Below are 15,999 nucleotides of genomic sequence, written 5' to 3'. Positions count from 1 at the left end.
ATATAAAAATCTATATTTGCACTTTATTGATTAAGTGAAAATATAAAAATCTATATTTGCACTTGACATCAATATTAAATTTAATGAATATCAGCAGTTTTAAGTCGGGAAAATTGCAGCAAAGGCTTGAATACAAGAGTTTCGAGCCCACATTAATTAATGAAGAATGGCATTTAGACAATGATGCAGTTGCTTTACTCCTGAGCCAGGCTGACCAAAAATTGGGTGAGTTGAATGCTTTTAGTCAACTAATACCAGATGTTGACTTTTTTATAAAAATGCACGTTGTAAAGGAAGGTACTAAAAGCAGTAGAATTGAAGGAACACAAACGAATATTGACGAAGCAATTCAAAAAGAAGAATTCATTCAACCTGAAAAAAAAGATGATTGGCAGGAAGTTCAAAATTATGTTGAAGCCATGAATACGGCTATTACAGAACTCCAGCAGCTTCCGTTAAGTAATCGGCTTCTAAAAAATGCACATAAAATAATATTACAAGGAGTTCGAGGGAAGCACAAGCAGCCTGGAGAATTTCGTATTAGTCAAAACTGGATAGGTGGTAGTAGTTTAGCTGACGCAAAGTTCATACCCCCGCATCAAGAGGGTGTTTTAGAATACATGTCAGATTTAGAGCAATTTATTCATAGCGACAAAACGAATCTTCCACACTTAATTAAAATTGCAATTCTACATTATCAATTTGAAACAATTCATCCTTTCTTGGATGGTAACGGTAGAATTGGCAGACTTTTAATAACACTTTATCTGGTAAGTACAGGCTTATTAGTTAAGCCAACATTGTATTTGTCTGATTTTTTTGAAAAAAACAAGGAGCATTATTATGACAATTTAACTATAGTAAGGACGAAAGATGATTTAGTACAGTGGCTAAAATTTTTTTAGAAGGAATTAGGGTTACTGCAGAAAGTTCTATTCAAACTTTTAAGGAAATTATTGCATTGCGTGCTTCTGTAGAGAATAAAATAATACAATTGGGTAAAAAGCAAATGTTAGCAAAAAATGTATTGCAATATTTGTACAGTCAGCCTATTACAGATATGCATAGTATAGCAATTGCTACTAACGTAAGCGTAACTAGTATTTCAAGATTACTAAACGATTTCATCAGGCTTGGAATTTTGGTTGAACTCACAGGGTTTAAACGCAATAGAATTTTCGCGTTTGAACAATATTTAAAGCTATTTAGGTAGGCAGATTAAATGAATTGTCAATTGGTTAAGAATCTGGTGTGTCGGAAATTCCGAACAAATGCGGCAGATGGTAAAACAAGCTGCCAAAAACAGTCAAAACTCCTTAAACTAACACAAAATGTAAAAATAGATAGATTTGAATCTGCTTAAAAATACATTTTGGGGAGCTTACCCAGCATCCAGATCAGAGATTTGGACAAGCTATATTCAATCTAGGTATTAATGAGTTTAAACAAAATCAAGAGCATCAGTTAAGGGACATTTATAATGACAGCGATGCTGAAATCCTAAATAGAATTAACAAAAGACTTGATTTGTTTTATTGATGATTAGGTATTTATAGACTTCATTTATACATTTAACAGGCGCTCAAAATGATGCGCCTTCAACCATATAATAATTACTAAAATGGATAATTCAAATAAATACATAACAATCGATAACGACCTTGAAGTTAAAATTGAATCATTGTGCCAATCAGAAACATATAAGGATGTTTTATTTGGTTATCCAACTGAGCATAGAAATAAATTGCTGATTAATTCCATTTTACGAAAAGCTCATCAAACGAATAATCCTCAATCTGTTTATTTAATTCAACCTGAGCAGAGACTTATCGATGATGACATAGAAAAATATAAAAGCCCACTAGATATTCCTAAAGAATTACCAAACATAGAATGCCATCTAAGAGTTACCAGCGATAGGGTCACTAACGACAAAAATCAAACGGACTCAACAATGCTTATCATTTGGTTTCAAGATGAATTTGCATTTCCCATAGACCCATTCGTTTTAGAAAAAATCAAAACAATACCATACCGTAAACTTTGTTTTTTCAAAGACGATGATATATAAAAAATAGATTTGAATGCATTCCATGCCTCACCACAATGAAATAACTACCGTTTATTTTACTGCCAATTTGGAATGTCAGTTGGTGTATGAGGATGGGGTTTAGGGGGTTAGCCAATCGAATCTTCTATATCTATTTTTAAAGAATATGAGTTTAGCTCATAACTAAGCCTGCCCTTAATAATAGCTGGGTGTATTTTTAATTTTTTTGCAAAATCAAGTATAGCTTTTTTTTGTAATCTATTGGGTGAGTTGATAAAACTTTCCCATTCGGTGTGGTTTATTAAATTATTCATAGCGTATTCATCCGCCTCATTTTCTGCTTTTGAAAAATCTATATCCATTCTTAATTCAATATCAATAAACTCACTTTCCTTATTTGAAATCAAATGACGGAAAATATGACCTAACTCATGAAATAAAGTAAAGGAAAAATTGTCTATGCGTTTATAGCGCACTGACAATCCGATTGTAGGGTTTTTATGACTCCAGAAACTAACACCATCAACTGCGCATTTTTCAGGATTCTTTAGAATAATTAATTTAATCCCAAATGAAGCCAATATACTTTTGCATGTTTCAATAGTGTTTTTGTTAATGGCTATTGCATTTTTTAAACTATTAATGATTTCCCTTTCTTTATTTTCATCAAATTTTTCTACCTGAATTTTTGACGCAGTAGTTTTGATAAGATTAACCCAACCCATCAAATTTATCTGATCAACAGAATGTTTTGTTGATTTTCTATTTAAAAAAGACTCGCTTTTTCTATAAACTGCGGGTAGTTCTTCTAATTTATTTAATTGATAAAATTCTTTTATGTAGGGTATATCATTCACAGGGTCACCGTTAATGACGCCCATCTTTTTTAAAAACTTTTCTGGAACCAAATTTTTAATCATGTTCCATTGATCTATTGCAATCAATCTATTTTGTGTTCGCTCATTAATTTTAACTTGATCTAACTCATACAGGCTTTGTAGATTTTGCCAGATAATAGGTTCCATTTCTAATGCCTTTCCAATTAACACTGCGTGTTCAGCAGTAATCCCTCTTTTGCCTTTAATGATTTCATTTAGCTGTGTGGGCTGAATTCCTAATTTAATTGCAAATTCTTTTTGGCTAATTTCTCTGGCATCAAGCTCATCCTTTAAAATCTCTCCGGGATGGATAGCTTTAGCTGGAGCTATTTGTTTCGTTTTCATGCTAAGCGTTTTTGACAGTCAAAACCCCATATTTGTTTCAATAAGAAGAAGCTATTCGTAATGCTTACTGATCTCTTCTATTGCTAATATTTCAACCAATTCTTTATCTAAAGGGTTAATTATTTCCTCAAAAATCAACCTGTATTGTTTATTTATTCTAGCTGAACATTTTCCTTTTAAATTACCTTTTAACTTTTCGTAGTTTAAGGATTTGAATGATTTTAGTTCATTAATATTTGTGCCCGATTGTAGTTTTCTTATGGTTTTTCTAAATTGATTCAACAATTCTTCAGTGTACCGATAATTCTTATTGGTAACTTTTACTCCTTCAAAGAGTTGTAACAAAATTGGGTCCCTGAATTCAATTTCCAAGCTAAAGGTGTTTTGCAAATGTAATTTAATTTCTCAAATAAATTCACAAATTTGTGAATAATTATTAATTTCATATCAAATTTTATATGGCTCAATCTCAAACTTTATACATGAAGAATACTATTCGCCGGGCAAAAGCGAGGCTACTAAACAGTAAAAGAACAGCTAATTCATTCATGACGTTTTCTAAAAGACAGATTGGTAAATTTGAAAGAAGGGCTAAAATATCCTTTAAAAAGAACTTCAAAATTTCTGAGGAAGAAATGTTGTAAATTGAATTCTATCTAAAGCATTCTCCATGAAAAAACTATTGCTCGCCATTGGCCTATTCGCATGCACGGCCGGCGCAATCCAATTAAAAGCCCAGGACACGGCTGCTATTTATCGCAAGCTCGATTCCATTGCAGTGATTGACCAGAAAGTCATGATGCCCATGCGCGATGGCATCCGTCTGGCTACCGATATCTATCGCCCCAAAGGCAATGGAAAATATCCGATTGTGTTTTCCCGTACGCCCTACAATTTTAATACCTGGGTGGATGGCAAAATGACTACCCGCACATTGGAAGAAGCGTATCAGGCGGTGAGCCGTGGCTATGCCTATGTAGTACAAAACGAAAGAGGTCGCTTTTTCTCTGAAGGCGAGTGGGATATTTTAGGCACACCCATTACCGATGGCTACGATGCATTGGAGTGGATGAGCAAACAATCCTGGAGCAATGGCAAAGTGGGTGTGATTGGTTGTTCCTCTACTGCGGAATGGCAGATGGCAGTAGCTTCTCAGGGTCATCCGGCTTTGGCCGCCATGGTAGCACAGGGCTTCGGTGCTGGTGTGGGCCGCGTGGGTAAGTTCATGGAACAGGGTAACTGGTACCGTGGGGGTGCACAGCAAATGTTGTTTACTTCCTGGCTCTATAGTACCCAGCACGATAAAATGGCGCCTCGTTTACAACAAGGCATTCAGCAGAAAGACCTGGTTCGTTTACAGAAGTTTTATGATATGGGTCCTGAATATCCAAGAGTAGATTGGGCGCAGGGATTAAGAACGCTGCCTGTTCAGGACATCATTAAAAAAGCACAGGGTCCGGAAGGCATTTACGAAAAAATGATTGTGCGCAAACCCAATGATCCGGCCTGGTTCCAGGGTGGATTGTACCACGACAATATGCCGCTGGAAGTACCTGCTTACTGGTTCGTGAGCTGGTACGATGTTTCATCTGCACCCAATATTGCCTTGTTCAATCATGTTCGCAATGCAGCTAAAAACAAATCTGTTGCAGATAATCAGTACCTGGTAATTGCACCCGTTTTGCATTGCTCATATAAGCGTGCTACTGAAAACACCATCGTGGGTGAACGCAGTGTGGGTGATGCAAGATTAAACTATGATGAACTTACCTGGGGCTGGTTCGATATGTTATTGAAAGGAGAACAAAACGATTTCAAAGCCAAGCAACCTCGTGTTCGTTACTACACCATGGGTTCTAATAAATGGCAACAGGCGGAAAGTTTTCCTTTAGCGAATACAGAAATGAAATCCTTCTATTTATCCAGTGCAGGAAAAGCCAATACCCGCAACGGTGATGGCACTTTAACCACCCTACCTCCTGCTAAAGACATACCCGATGTATTTACCTATGATCCCATGAATCCGGTGAACTCTTACGGTGGTAATGTTTGCTGTACAGGCAATGCAGTGCAGGGCGGCAGTTTTGATCAATCCCAGATGGAATTGCGCGATGACATCTTAGTATATACTTCTGAAGAATTAAAAGAAGGTGTGGAAGTAACCGGCTTTATTGAGTCTACACTCTATGTTTCTTCTACCGGTTTGGATACCGATGTTACCATCAAATTGATTGATGTGCATCCCGATGGCAAAGCCTATAACCTCGATGAAACCATTCAGCGTTTGCGTTACAGAGAAGGTTACGACAAGGAAGTCTTCATGGAAAAAGGCAAAGTGTACAAAGTAGATTTAACACCCATGGTGACCAGCAACTATTTTGCACCGGGTCATAAAATCCGCATTGAAGTCTCTAGCAGTAATTTTCCTCGCTTCGATCGTAACCTGAATACAGGTGGGAACAATTACGATGAGTCAGTTGGTGTTACGGTTCAGAATAAAATTCATCACTCCAAACAGTATCCTTCCGTAATTAAATTACCCATTATTAAAAAATAATTATTTCAGTGCAGATGCAGGCAGGGTAAAGCCCATGCTCTCCGCACACCAGAAGATATTCACGATATAAAAGCGGTCCTGGTCCTTAAACAGTTGTATGCTATTGATACCTCTGTTGGTACTGGGACCGTTTTCTGTTTCTCTGGTTTCGTAAGTGCTGAAAGCGTGATACACCGTGCCAAAAGAAACCGTTTCACGTTTCAATTCTTTTTCGAAGAATCCTGTTTTGATGCGGCTACTAAACATAGTAATGTATTCATCCGGCGTCATGGTTCTGTAGATCAAATTACCGCCCTCTATTTTTCCTGTCGGAATCAACTTCGCATCTTTTCCAAACAGGTATTTGAATCGCTCCCAGTTGCGTGGCTCTCCCGGTGCGCCGCAGATTACATTGTATAGTGCCGCAATTATATTGTCTACACTACTTACATCTTTTGCATACTTAGGGTTAGCTGGGGGAGCAAAATTGGCGCTTGTTGCAGAAGCGTTGGCAGTTTGTGCTGTGGCGGTGTTCAAAAATAGCGACGCAGCAAATAGACTAATGCATACGAAATGTCGAACTATAGAAATTGATTTCATAAACCTAGTATTTAAATAAATTAAAGAATTGAATTTTTATTAAGATTACCCTTTTATTCAAATGCTTTGCATTGCTGAATATAAAAAAATCCCCTCATTAAAAATGAAGGGATCTTCAACAAACTATACTCGGGGGGTATATTATTCTACATAATGCGCGTGTTCCGGATTATCGTCTACTATTTCATATTCTCCCTGCAATGCATATTTTCCAAATACCAGCAGCCCTCCAACTACAATGGGCAACAAAATAAAACAGATGATAATTCCAAAAACCAGGTCTTCCTGTTTGCCACTGGTTAATTTAGGGATCCCTAAGATAGTGAGTCCAAAATAGCCTACTGCTATTCCAAGGGCAAGCCAAACAATACCCAGTAACTTTCTAACAATATTCATAACAAGATTATTTTAAATTGGTTTAATCGTTTATCTCTTTATCCTTCCCATTAATATAGACAGCGCCTATAATTAAACAAACGGTTGCCACACCTATCGGATACCACAGGCCTTCCAGGTACCAGTCTGCCTTTCCAGCGGTTTTGGCCTGCGTAGTAAGGTAAGTGGCTACAGCCGGTAACAATCCCCCAAATACCCCATTGCCAATATGATAAGGTAAACTCATAGAGGTGTATCGGATTTTGGTAGGGAACATTTCCACCAGAAATGCTGCAATAGGTCCGTACACCATGGTCACAAAAATCACTTGAAGAAATACCAGCAGTATCAGTTTGCGTTCATCCGATTCATTTACCTGTATATGTACACTACTGATAGTAGCGCCGCTGGCCGGATTGGTTTTCTGTATCTCTGTTTTGATGGTGCTGTCTGCATACAAAGTGGTGATGGTATTTACATTGTTCACCATATTGATAGAACGGCTCACTTCTTTTTTCTTTTCCAGATTGGTGGTCTGGTACATTTTTTCATAGATAGGTCTGTACGAAACAATGGCTACCAGCATGCCTAACATCATGATCCATTTTCTACCAACCTTATCACTGAACCAACCGAATAATAAAAAGAAGGGTGTGCCCAGTATCAAGGCAATGAACATAAGACTGTCCACTTGCTCCTTCTGCACATTCATGGTTTTCTCCAGAAAACTCATAGCATAGAACTGTCCGGTGTACCAGATTACGCCCTGTCCCATTACCGCCCCAAACAAGGCAAGCAGTACAAATTTGAAATTGAGTTTATTGCCGAAACTTTCTTTGAGTGGATTCACCGATGTTTTACCCGATGCTTTTGCCTTGGCAAACACGGGCGACTCCTCCATATTCTTTCTGATGATATAAGACAGCAACACCATCAATATAGATACCCAGAACGGAACCCTCCATCCCCACTCATTAAAATCTTCTGTGCTCAGTGCTGCCCGGGTTCCCATGATTACCAGCAGCGATACAAACAAACCAACGGTGGCTGTTGTCTGTATCCAGGATGTCATGAGTCCTCTTTTGTTGTTGGGTGAATGCTCGGCCACATAGGTTGCGGCACCTCCGTACTCTCCGCCCAAAGCCAGTCCCTGTAAGAGTCTTAGGATTAGTATCAACACCGGAGCCATGAAACCAATGCTTTCATAGGAAGGAATACAACCAATTAAAAAAGTAGCGCCACCCATGAGTAATAGCGTTACCATGAATGTGTACTTACGGCCAATAAGATCGCCCAGTCTTCCAAAAAACAATGCCCCGAATGGTCTTACCACAAAACCTGCAGCAAAAGTGGCCAGTGTGCTCAGGAAGGCTGCAGTTGGATTGTCCTGCGGAAAAAATTTCGTAGAGATTATCGTAGCCAAACTTCCGAAAATATAAAAGTCGTACCATTCAATCATCGTTCCTACCGAGGATGCACTGATGACGGTAGTGATGGATGTTCCCTTGGTTTTATTCATCCTTAAATATATTCCTTTCACAAGAAAACTTCAACAACTCTGTGCAAGATGTTTTAAATTACAAGGGTAAATTTCGGTTATGCCTTATCCTTATCAAATCAAATCCTTTGAAGAGTACCAGCGTGTGTACAAAGAGAGTGTAGAGAACCCTGAAGCCTTCTGGGCATCCATTGCAGACAACTTTGTCTGGCGGAAAAAATGGGATAAAGTGCTCGACTGGAATTTTACTGAACCTAAGAATGAATGGTTCAAGGGTGGCAAACTCAATATCACAGAGAACTGTTTAGACCGGCATCTGGAAGAGAGCGGCAATGTACCAGCTATCATTTGGGAGTCGAACGATCCCCACGAAAAACAAAGAGTACTTACTTATAGTGTATTGCACAAAAGAGTTTGTCAGTTTGCGCAGGTATTGTTGAATAACGGCGTAAAGAAAGGCGATCGGGTTTGTGTGTACATGGGCATGATTCCTGAACTGGCGATTGCGGTTCTGGCTTGCGCCCGTATTGGTGCCATTCACTCAGTTATTTTTGGGGGATTCAGCGCGCAGAGCATTGCAGACCGTTTGTACGATGCGCAGAGCGAATTCATTATTACCTGCGATGGAGCTTTTCGCGGTGGTAAAGACATTCCATTGAAGTCGGTGATTGACGATGCACTGATTGGAAACAGAACCGTAAAGAAAGTAATTGTTTATACCCGTACCCGCACCCCGGTTTCCATGATCAAAGGAAGAGATGTGTGGTGGGAAGATGAAGTTCGCCACGTTGAAGAAATGGGAATCAAGGAAATACCTGCTGAAGAAATGGATGCAGAAGATCCTTTGTTTATATTATATACATCGGGTAGTACGGGTAAGCCCAAGGGCGTGGTGCATGCCTGCGGAGGGTACATGGTGTTCACGAATTATACCTTTGTAAACATCTTCAACTATCAGCCAGGTCAAATTCATTTTTGTACAGCAGATATCGGGTGGATTACAGGGCACTCTTATATTGTCTATGGTCCATTGAGCGCTGGGGCTACTTCGCTCATGTTCGAGGGCGTTCCTACCTGGCCCGATGCGGGTCGCTTCTGGGAAATTGTAGACAAATACAAAGTCAATATTTTATATACGGCACCAACGGCTATTCGTTCCCTAATGAGCTATGGTCTGGGACCCTTGCAGGGTAAGGATCTCAGTTCCTTAAAAGTGTTGGGAACCGTGGGTGAACCCATTAACGAAGAAGCCTGGCATTGGTACAATGAAAATGTGGGCAAGAAAAAATGTCCCATCATTGATACCTGGTGGCAAACAGAAACAGGGGGTTGCCTAATCAGTAACCTTGCAGGCATAACACCTTCCAAACCCGGTTGGGCTACTTTGCCAATGCCAGGTGTGCAACCGATTTTAGTGGATGAAAGAGGAGTTGAAATTACCGAAGCAGAAGACGGCATTTACAAAGGAAATCTTTGTATTAAGTTTCCCTGGCCTTCTTTGTTGCGCACTACCTATGGTGATCACGAGCGTTGCAGAACCAATTACTTTGCTACTTACGAAAACCTATACTTTACCGGTGACGGCGCATTGAAAGACGAGAATGGATTTTTTAGAATTACGGGTCGTGTAGATGATGTATTGAATGTAAGTGGACATCGTATTGGTACGGCTGAAGTGGAGAACGCGATTAATATGCATGCGGGTGTAATTGAAAGTGCCGTAGTGGGTTATCCGCATGATGTAAAGGGGCAGGGCATTTATGCTTTTGTGATTTACAGCAATACACACGGAGACGAAGAGCTCACCAGAAAAGATATTTTACAAACCGTTACCCGTATGATTGGGCCCATTGCCAAACCCGATAAAATTCAGTTTGTGAATGGCTTACCTAAAACCCGAAGCGGAAAAATTATGCGAAGAATCCTGCGCAAGATTGCCGAAGGGGAAACGGAAAATCTGGGTGATACTACCACTTTACTGGATCCCGGTGTAGTGGATGAAATTAAAAATGGACATCTGTAATAGTAAGGCGAAATTTTCGCGTTGCCGTTGCGTCAAATAAAAATTAATAAAGCTTGCTTGTATGAAAAAAATCTTTTTGTCTCTTGGTTTTGCTACTTGCGTTTTTTCGGTTTCCGGAAAATCACTTACGGATTCTCCAGCTAAACCTAATGCTGCTTCTACAAAGAAAGCAACCGTTGCTCCCTTCGCCGATAACGACATCATTGGTCGCTGGGATTTAACCGTTAATATGGATGGTCGAATAGCACCCTCCTGGTTAGAAGTAAAACTATCAGGCGTTAAAACCTTGGTGGGATATTTTGTTGCAGATGGTGGCAGTGCAAGACCCATCAGTCATGTACAGGTAAAAGACGGTAAAATTCATTTCAGCATTCCTTCTCAGTGGGATCGTTTAGATAAATACATGGAGTTTAATGCAGTTTTAGAGAACGATAAACTTACCGGAACCATTACGCAGTCTTATGGTAAAGTCCATTCCTTCACCGGTGAACGTGCTCCTTTGCTCAAGAGAGAAAAAGCACCTGTTTGGGGTAAGCCCATCAATCTCTTGAGTGGCAAGGGCATTGAAGGATGGCATGCAGACAGAAACAACAATCAGTGGGTGAATATCAACGGCGTTTTAACCAGCCCTAAGAGTGGTGCCAATATTATTACCGATCAGAAATTTGAAGACTTCAAATTGCATATTGAATTCCGCTATCCTGCAGGAAGCAATAGTGGTGTGTATTTAAGAGGTCGTTACGAAGTGCAGGTAGAAGACAATGCTGGCAAGGAGCCCAGCTCAACTTTATTCGGTGGCATATACGGTTTCTTAACGCCGAATGAAATGGCGGCCAAAGCTCCCGGTGAGTGGCAGACCTATGATATCACATTAATTGGTCGCAGGGTTACAGTGGTTGCCAATGGTAAAGCTATTATTGTGGATCAGATTATTCCGGGTATTACAGGCGGTGCCTTGGATAGCAAGGAAGGAGAACCCGGCCCCATCATGTTGCAGGGGGACCATGGTCCTGTAGAATACCGAAATATTATTATTACACCTGCGAAATAGCAAACAAAGTAGTTGGCGTAATAAAATTGAATTCATGAGAAAATTCTCAATAGCCTTATTCGTTATTGCATTCTTACAAATAAGCTTACCCGTTAATTCGCAAAGCCCCGGTACTCAAATAAGTACCGTAAACAATACTGCAAAGGGTAAACTGATTATTGTAGGGGGTGGCCCTATGCCCGATACTATGTATCAGTTGTTTGCGAAATCTATTGGAGGAAAAGATCAGTCGGTGGTGGTAATCCCCACGGCTACCAATGATTCTGCTATTCAGGCGGGTGCACATTTAACAAGATTTAAGAAGGAGGGCTTTACACAATTAAGCACCGTGCATGCAAGAAACAAAGCAGATGCTGATGCGCCTGAATTAATTAAAGCAGTTCAGCAAGCAAAGGGCGTATTTTTTTCCGGGGGTGATCAAAGCCGTATTGCTGATGCATTTCTGGGTACTAAAGTACACGCCGCTCTGCTGGAATTGTTTAATCGGGGAGGTGTATTCATGGGTACTTCAGCAGGGGCTACCATCATGGGAACCTTATTAGTGGGCGGTGATGCAAGAAAAGATTTAACCAAGCCCTTTCCCTTTCCTCCTGCTTTAAATTTATTTCCGAATACGGCCATTGACCAACATGTATTGGCAAGAAACCGTCAGTTCGACTTGATTCCTGTAATTGAACAACACCCTCATTTGCTTGGCATTGCCATTGATGAATCTACTGCCATTGTGGTTCAGGGAAATGAATTTAGTGTATTGGGTAAATCTTATGCAATGGTTTATGATGCCCGCGACTGGGATGCGCAAAAAACTAAATGGGGCAGGGTGTTGAAGCCTTTTACTTTATTGGCACAACCACAGCGCTACGATTTTGTAAACAGAAAACTTTTGCGAAATTAAATTAGCTTAAGTAAACTATTTAATTCAAAGATTACTCCATAATAGCGGATAAGGCAACTGCAATTCGGGCCCCAATTGCTGTATTGTTTTTAATCAGTGCAATATTGGCGTCCAGACTTTCTCCATTGGTATGTTTGGCTATATAACTGAGTAGGTAAGGCGTGATGTCTTTTCCTCTTACGCCTGCCCGTGAGGCGGCGTCCAGTGCCAGTACAATATGTTCTTCCATAGCTGCCGCTGGTATTTCCTGATCGGCGGGTACCGGATTGGCAATCAGTACCGATCCGTTTAAACCCATATCCCACTTCACTTTCAGCATGGATGCAATTGCTGAGGGTGTGTTCAATTGCAAAGGACTTTTGTATCCGCTGTCCTGCGAATAAAAACTCGGGAATGCTTCCTGCCCAACTGTTACTACAGGAACGCCCAGGGTTTCCAGGTATTCCAGCGTAAGGCCAATGTCTAAAATAGATTTTACGCCGGCGGAAATCACCGCCACATTCGTGTGTTGCATTTCCGTCAGGTCTGCAGAAATATCCATGTTTTTTTCTGCACCACGGTGCACTCCACCAATTCCTCCGGTTACAAAAGTGGAAATGCCTGCCATGGCTGCAATGCGCATAGTGGCTGCTACCGTTGTAGCTCCATATAATCCCTGACTGATTACATAGGGCATATCTCTTAAACTTACTTTGTGTACTACTTTGGCCTGTCCAAAATATTCCAGTTCTTCACTGCTCAATCCAACCGTGCAGGTTCCCTTGATAATGGCGATGGTTGCCGGTACTGCACCATTCTCTCTTACAATATGCTCCACTTCTCTGGCAGTTGCTACGTTCTGCGGATAAGGCATGCCATGCGATATAATGGTGCTCTCCAATGCCACAACGGGATCTCCGTCTCTTAACGCAGCAGCTACTTCGGGGTGAATATGTAGGTTGGGTTTCATTGAAAAAAATTTAATGAATGTACAAGGCTGATATCAGGTAATTGATAATTAAGCTGGATAATACTTGTTTACATTATTCAGCAACTGCTCCTGTGTTAAATGGGTTACAATGGCTCCGTTTACCTGTAAAATTTCTGCAGATAAAGTATGGGCCAGTTTAATACATTCTTCATCTGACTTACCCAAGGTTTTGCCTAATAAAAATCCGGAAAGAGAACCATCGCCTGCGCCAGTACAATCCACCACTTCAATATCGGGCGCATGCAGTGTTATGGTTTTGTCCTTTGTGTAAAAAGCAGATCCTTGCTTGCCGTTGTGCAGCCAGATATTTTTTACTCCGCGCTTCAACAATTCCTCTACCTGCAATTGGGTTAGGAAAGATTTGGCACTGCAGATAACGGGTAACTCATCTTCGTTGGGCGTTACCATATACAAACCATTCAGGTCCATATTTAAAAGTTTCATAGCGGGTGGTACCGAAACGGGTTCTATGATAAATGGAATTCCTGTTCTGTTGCTAAAAGCCAGTAGCCAGTTCATGCTTTCAATACTGGTATTGGCATCGGCCATAATATATTGAGCTGTTAGTAATAATGACTCATTTTTTTGCAAGTGTTCCGGTGTAACCATTTCTACAGCGGCATTGGATAAGAAGGCTGCATATAAAGAACCATCTGAATTTAATACACCTGTGTATCTTCCGGATATACCTTCCTTGGTGATGCTGGCGTCTATTTTTACCCCTGCTGCTGCACAGGATTGTTTTAACCAATCACCATCACTATCGTTACCAAACACACTAATCAGTTGAATGTCTACACCAAGTATACTTAATTGCTTGGCTATATTATGTGCCACACCTCCTGCAGTCTTGGTGATATGGGCATTTACAGTAGTGGCTGGTAAAATGGGAACGGCGGCATGAATGAGCTCATCCACTAAAATGGCTCCCACGCAAATGATTGGCTTAGACATGCGGCAAATGTACAAACTCAGATGCCCTTTTTTTCATTATTTTCATAGTGGGTTCATCCCTTTTTATGTAATCTATCTAAATCTGTGGCTTAGGCTACCTAAATGATTGTATAATGAACAGAAGAAAATTTTTACACAGTGGATCATTGGCAGCTGCAGCTGCAGTTACAGTTGCGGGTACGGCGGCCTCGGTGATGACCGGATGTAGCAGCGGTTCTAATAATTCAGAGGAAAAAAAGCGCGATAGTGCAGAAATAGCTGCGGCTGAAATTGGCAGAGACGAGTTTGAACTTTCTGAAATTACCATTGCTGAATTGCAACAGGGGTTGCAGTCTGGTAAATACAGTTCTGTTAAACTGGCCGAATTGTACCTGACCCGTATTAGTGAAATAGACCAGGGCAGGTACGATTTAAAATCGGTGATTGAAGTAAATCCGGAAGCCTTGTTGCTGGCAGAGCAGATGGATAAGGAACGCAAACAGGGTAAGCTTCGTGGACCTTTGCACGGAATTCCCATTTTAATTAAGGACAATATTGATACGGCAGATAAAATGCACACTACGGCGGGTTCGATTGCCTTGGCCGACCATATTGCCACGAAAGATGCATTTGTGGTTGCACAATTGCGCAAAGCCGGTGCATTGATTATTGGTAAAACCAATTTAAGTGAGTGGGCCAATTTCCGTTCAACGCGCTCCAGCAGCGGATGGAGCAGCAGAGGCGGACAAACCAGAAATCCGTATGTAATCAACCGTTCTCCCTGTGGTTCCAGTTCCGGATCTGCGGTGGCTGTATCTGCTAATTTGTGTGCGGTTGCGGTGGGTACCGAAACCGATGGTTCTGTTATTGCACCTGCTTCCTTCTGTGGTATTGTAGGAATTAAACCTACGGTAGGACTGGTTAGCCGCTCAGGAATAATTCCTATTTCTGCTACGCAGGATACAGCCGGGCCCATGACCCGAACGGTAGCAGATGCAGCTATTCTGCTGAATGCCATGGTTGGTGTGGATCCTGCGGATTCGGTTACCTTGAACGCAAAAGATAAAATTGCCAAAGACTATACCAGCTTCTTAGATAAAAATGCACTGAAAGGAAAACGCATTGGGGTGGAACAATCTTTTTTGAGAGGGCGTCAGGAAGAGGTAGTGGCTTTGTACCAGAAAACAATAGATCAGTTAAAGGAATTGGGTGCCGTTATTGTTCCTGTTGAATTGGTAAAGGAAACGGGTCCCCTGGGTGAAGCAGAATTTCAGGTATTGTTGTATGAGTTTAAAGATGGCTTGAATAAATATTTATCCGGCGTTAAAAAAGGCGTGAAGTCGATGAGTGAACTCATTGAATTCAATAAGAAGAATGCGGAAGTTGCCATGCGATATTTTAAGCAGGAACTGGTGGAGATGAGCAATGCCAAAGGCGATTTAAAAAGCAGTGAATACCTGCAGGCAGTGGCTAAATCAACTTCTGCCCGTGCTATAATTGATCGCATATTAAAAACCAATCAGCTGGATGCCATTGTGGGCACCAGTTATGGACCAGCGCACTGCATCGATTGGGTGAATGGAGATGATGATCCAGGATTTTATTTCTGTCCTCCGGCTGCCATGGCAGGATATCCGCATATCACTGTTCCCATGGGAGATATTCATGGATTGCCGGTTGGGCTTTCCTTTATTGCAACGGCTTATGAAGAAGGAAAAATCATTGGATTGGCTTATGCATATGAGCAGGCCAGCAAACAAAGAAAACTTCCTCATTTCAAACGTTCTATTTAAGGCAAAAAATGCGGTATATTCATGTTTTTAATCATGGGTTTAATTCAATAAA

General features: G+C 40.7%; 16 protein-coding genes. 9 read left to right on the top strand and 7 right to left on the bottom strand.

Annotated features, from left to right (window positions below; all coding sequences use genetic code 11):
• Positions 1-83 precede the first annotated feature (83 nt).
• From F777_RS15405 to F777_RS0102190, 3 genes are all read left to right on the top strand, one after another.
• On the top strand, positions 84-905 hold the full coding sequence (locus tag F777_RS15405; protein ID WP_201767561.1) for a Fic family protein: 822 nt from the start codon (positions 84-86) through the stop codon (positions 903-905).
• Positions 887-1,213 carry a hypothetical protein gene (locus F777_RS18130; RefSeq protein WP_201767560.1) on the top strand — a complete coding sequence of 109 codons (327 nt, stop codon included), beginning with the start codon at positions 887-889 and terminating at the stop codon, positions 1,211-1,213. The genes F777_RS15405 and F777_RS18130 overlap by 19 nt, the downstream gene beginning before the upstream one ends.
• Positions 1,214-1,621: 408 nt before the next feature.
• Positions 1,622-2,071, top strand: coding sequence for a hypothetical protein (locus F777_RS0102190; RefSeq protein WP_026750613.1), 450 nt, complete (start codon positions 1,622-1,624; stop codon positions 2,069-2,071).
• 107 nt (positions 2,072-2,178) lie between these two features.
• Here the strand turns inward: F777_RS0102190 and F777_RS0102185 are convergent, their stop codons facing one another.
• Together F777_RS0102185 and F777_RS0102180 are read right to left on the bottom strand one after the other, a co-directional pair.
• Positions 2,179-3,273, bottom strand: a complete 1,095-nt coding sequence (locus tag F777_RS0102185; protein WP_026750612.1) for a HigA family addiction module antitoxin — start codon at positions 3,271-3,273, stop codon at positions 2,179-2,181.
• A gap of 51 nt (positions 3,274-3,324) precedes the next feature.
• A complete protein-coding gene (locus F777_RS0102180) occupies positions 3,325-3,645 on the bottom strand; it encodes a type II toxin-antitoxin system RelE/ParE family toxin (protein WP_026750611.1) in 321 nt (106 codons plus the stop codon).
• Positions 3,646-3,755: 110 nt separating this feature from the next.
• On the opposite strand from F777_RS0102180, the gene F777_RS17965 reads away from it, so the two are divergent.
• Positions 3,756-3,917 (top strand): hypothetical protein, encoded by a 162-nt coding sequence (locus tag F777_RS17965; RefSeq protein WP_161631471.1) that lies wholly within the window; start codon positions 3,756-3,758, stop codon positions 3,915-3,917.
• A gap of 26 nt (positions 3,918-3,943) precedes the next feature.
• Positions 3,944-5,830 carry a CocE/NonD family hydrolase gene (locus F777_RS0102170; protein WP_026750609.1) on the top strand — a complete coding sequence of 629 codons (1,887 nt, stop codon included), beginning with the start codon at positions 3,944-3,946 and terminating at the stop codon, positions 5,828-5,830.
• On the opposite strand, the gene F777_RS15400 is transcribed toward F777_RS0102170, so the two are convergent.
• The 3 genes from F777_RS15400 to F777_RS0102155 form a co-directional block, all read right to left on the bottom strand.
• Complete coding sequence (locus tag F777_RS15400) at positions 5,831-6,409, bottom strand: hypothetical protein (protein WP_071790299.1); 579 nt, start codon at positions 6,407-6,409, stop codon at positions 5,831-5,833.
• 141 nt (positions 6,410-6,550) lie between these two features.
• The gene (locus F777_RS0102160) at positions 6,551-6,805 is read right to left on the bottom strand and encodes a DUF6814 family protein (protein WP_026750608.1); all 255 of its coding nucleotides are present in this window, start codon (positions 6,803-6,805) and stop codon (positions 6,551-6,553) included.
• A 22-nt stretch (positions 6,806-6,827) separates the two neighbouring features.
• Positions 6,828-8,303 (bottom strand): MFS transporter, encoded by a 1,476-nt coding sequence (locus F777_RS0102155; protein ID WP_026750607.1) that lies wholly within the window; start codon positions 8,301-8,303, stop codon positions 6,828-6,830.
• Positions 8,304-8,382: 79 nt separating this feature from the next.
• Between F777_RS0102155 and acs the strand changes: the two genes are divergently transcribed.
• From acs to F777_RS15395, 3 genes are all read left to right on the top strand, one after another.
• A complete protein-coding gene (gene acs / locus F777_RS0102150) occupies positions 8,383-10,305 on the top strand; it encodes an acetate--CoA ligase (RefSeq protein ID WP_026750606.1) in 1,923 nt (640 codons plus the stop codon).
• A gap of 61 nt (positions 10,306-10,366) precedes the next feature.
• The gene (locus F777_RS0102145) at positions 10,367-11,356 is read left to right on the top strand and encodes a 3-keto-disaccharide hydrolase (RefSeq protein ID WP_026750605.1); all 990 of its coding nucleotides are present in this window, start codon (positions 10,367-10,369) and stop codon (positions 11,354-11,356) included.
• Between the two features lie 34 nt (positions 11,357-11,390).
• On the top strand, positions 11,391-12,251 hold the full coding sequence (locus tag F777_RS15395; protein ID WP_051408368.1) for a cyanophycinase: 861 nt from the start codon (positions 11,391-11,393) through the stop codon (positions 12,249-12,251).
• 31 nt (positions 12,252-12,282) lie between these two features.
• Here the strand turns inward: F777_RS15395 and F777_RS0102135 are convergent, their stop codons facing one another.
• Both F777_RS0102135 and F777_RS0102130 read right to left on the bottom strand, forming a co-directional pair.
• Positions 12,283-13,200, bottom strand: a complete 918-nt coding sequence (locus F777_RS0102135) for a pseudouridine-5'-phosphate glycosidase (protein ID WP_026750604.1) — start codon at positions 13,198-13,200, stop codon at positions 12,283-12,285.
• A gap of 48 nt (positions 13,201-13,248) precedes the next feature.
• Positions 13,249-14,175: a PfkB family carbohydrate kinase gene (locus tag F777_RS0102130; protein ID WP_026750603.1), complete on the bottom strand. Its 927-nt coding sequence runs from the start codon at positions 14,173-14,175 to the stop codon at positions 13,249-13,251.
• A gap of 113 nt (positions 14,176-14,288) precedes the next feature.
• On the opposite strand from F777_RS0102130, the gene F777_RS0102125 reads away from it, so the two are divergent.
• Positions 14,289-15,947 (top strand): amidase, encoded by a 1,659-nt coding sequence (locus tag F777_RS0102125; protein ID WP_026750602.1) that lies wholly within the window; start codon positions 14,289-14,291, stop codon positions 15,945-15,947.
• Positions 15,948-15,999 lie beyond the last annotated feature (52 nt).

This window comes from Sediminibacterium sp. C3 (assembly GCF_000508085.1).
In the GTDB taxonomy this organism is placed as follows: domain Bacteria; phylum Bacteroidota; class Bacteroidia; order Chitinophagales; family Chitinophagaceae; genus Sediminibacterium.
The sequence above is the reverse complement of the archived record's forward strand: the minus strand, read 5'-3'. Positions and strand labels throughout refer to the sequence as shown.

Coding starts and splice junctions, on each gene's coding strand:
- F777_RS15395 (WP_051408368.1), top strand. CDS start 11,391: ATGAGAAAATTCTCAATAGCCTTATTCGTTATTGCATTCTTACAAATA.
- F777_RS0102170 (WP_026750609.1), top strand. CDS start 3,944: ATGAAAAAACTATTGCTCGCCATTGGCCTATTCGCATGCACGGCCGGC.
- F777_RS0102145 (WP_026750605.1), top strand. CDS start 10,367: ATGAAAAAAATCTTTTTGTCTCTTGGTTTTGCTACTTGCGTTTTTTCG.
- F777_RS15400 (WP_071790299.1), bottom strand. CDS start 6,409: ATGAAATCAATTTCTATAGTTCGACATTTCGTATGCATTAGTCTATTT.
- F777_RS0102130 (WP_026750603.1), bottom strand. CDS start 14,175: ATGTCTAAGCCAATCATTTGCGTGGGAGCCATTTTAGTGGATGAGCTC.
- F777_RS0102185 (WP_026750612.1), bottom strand. CDS start 3,273: ATGAAAACGAAACAAATAGCTCCAGCTAAAGCTATCCATCCCGGAGAG.
- F777_RS0102160 (WP_026750608.1), bottom strand. CDS start 6,805: ATGAATATTGTTAGAAAGTTACTGGGTATTGTTTGGCTTGCCCTTGGA.
- F777_RS0102155 (WP_026750607.1), bottom strand. CDS start 8,303: ATGAATAAAACCAAGGGAACATCCATCACTACCGTCATCAGTGCATCC.
- acs (WP_026750606.1), top strand. CDS start 8,383: ATGCCTTATCCTTATCAAATCAAATCCTTTGAAGAGTACCAGCGTGTG.
- F777_RS15405 (WP_201767561.1), top strand. CDS start 84: ATGAATATCAGCAGTTTTAAGTCGGGAAAATTGCAGCAAAGGCTTGAA.
- F777_RS0102190 (WP_026750613.1), top strand. CDS start 1,622: ATGGATAATTCAAATAAATACATAACAATCGATAACGACCTTGAAGTT.
- F777_RS17965 (WP_161631471.1), top strand. CDS start 3,756: ATGAAGAATACTATTCGCCGGGCAAAAGCGAGGCTACTAAACAGTAAA.
- F777_RS0102135 (WP_026750604.1), bottom strand. CDS start 13,200: ATGAAACCCAACCTACATATTCACCCCGAAGTAGCTGCTGCGTTAAGA.
- F777_RS0102125 (WP_026750602.1), top strand. CDS start 14,289: ATGAACAGAAGAAAATTTTTACACAGTGGATCATTGGCAGCTGCAGCT.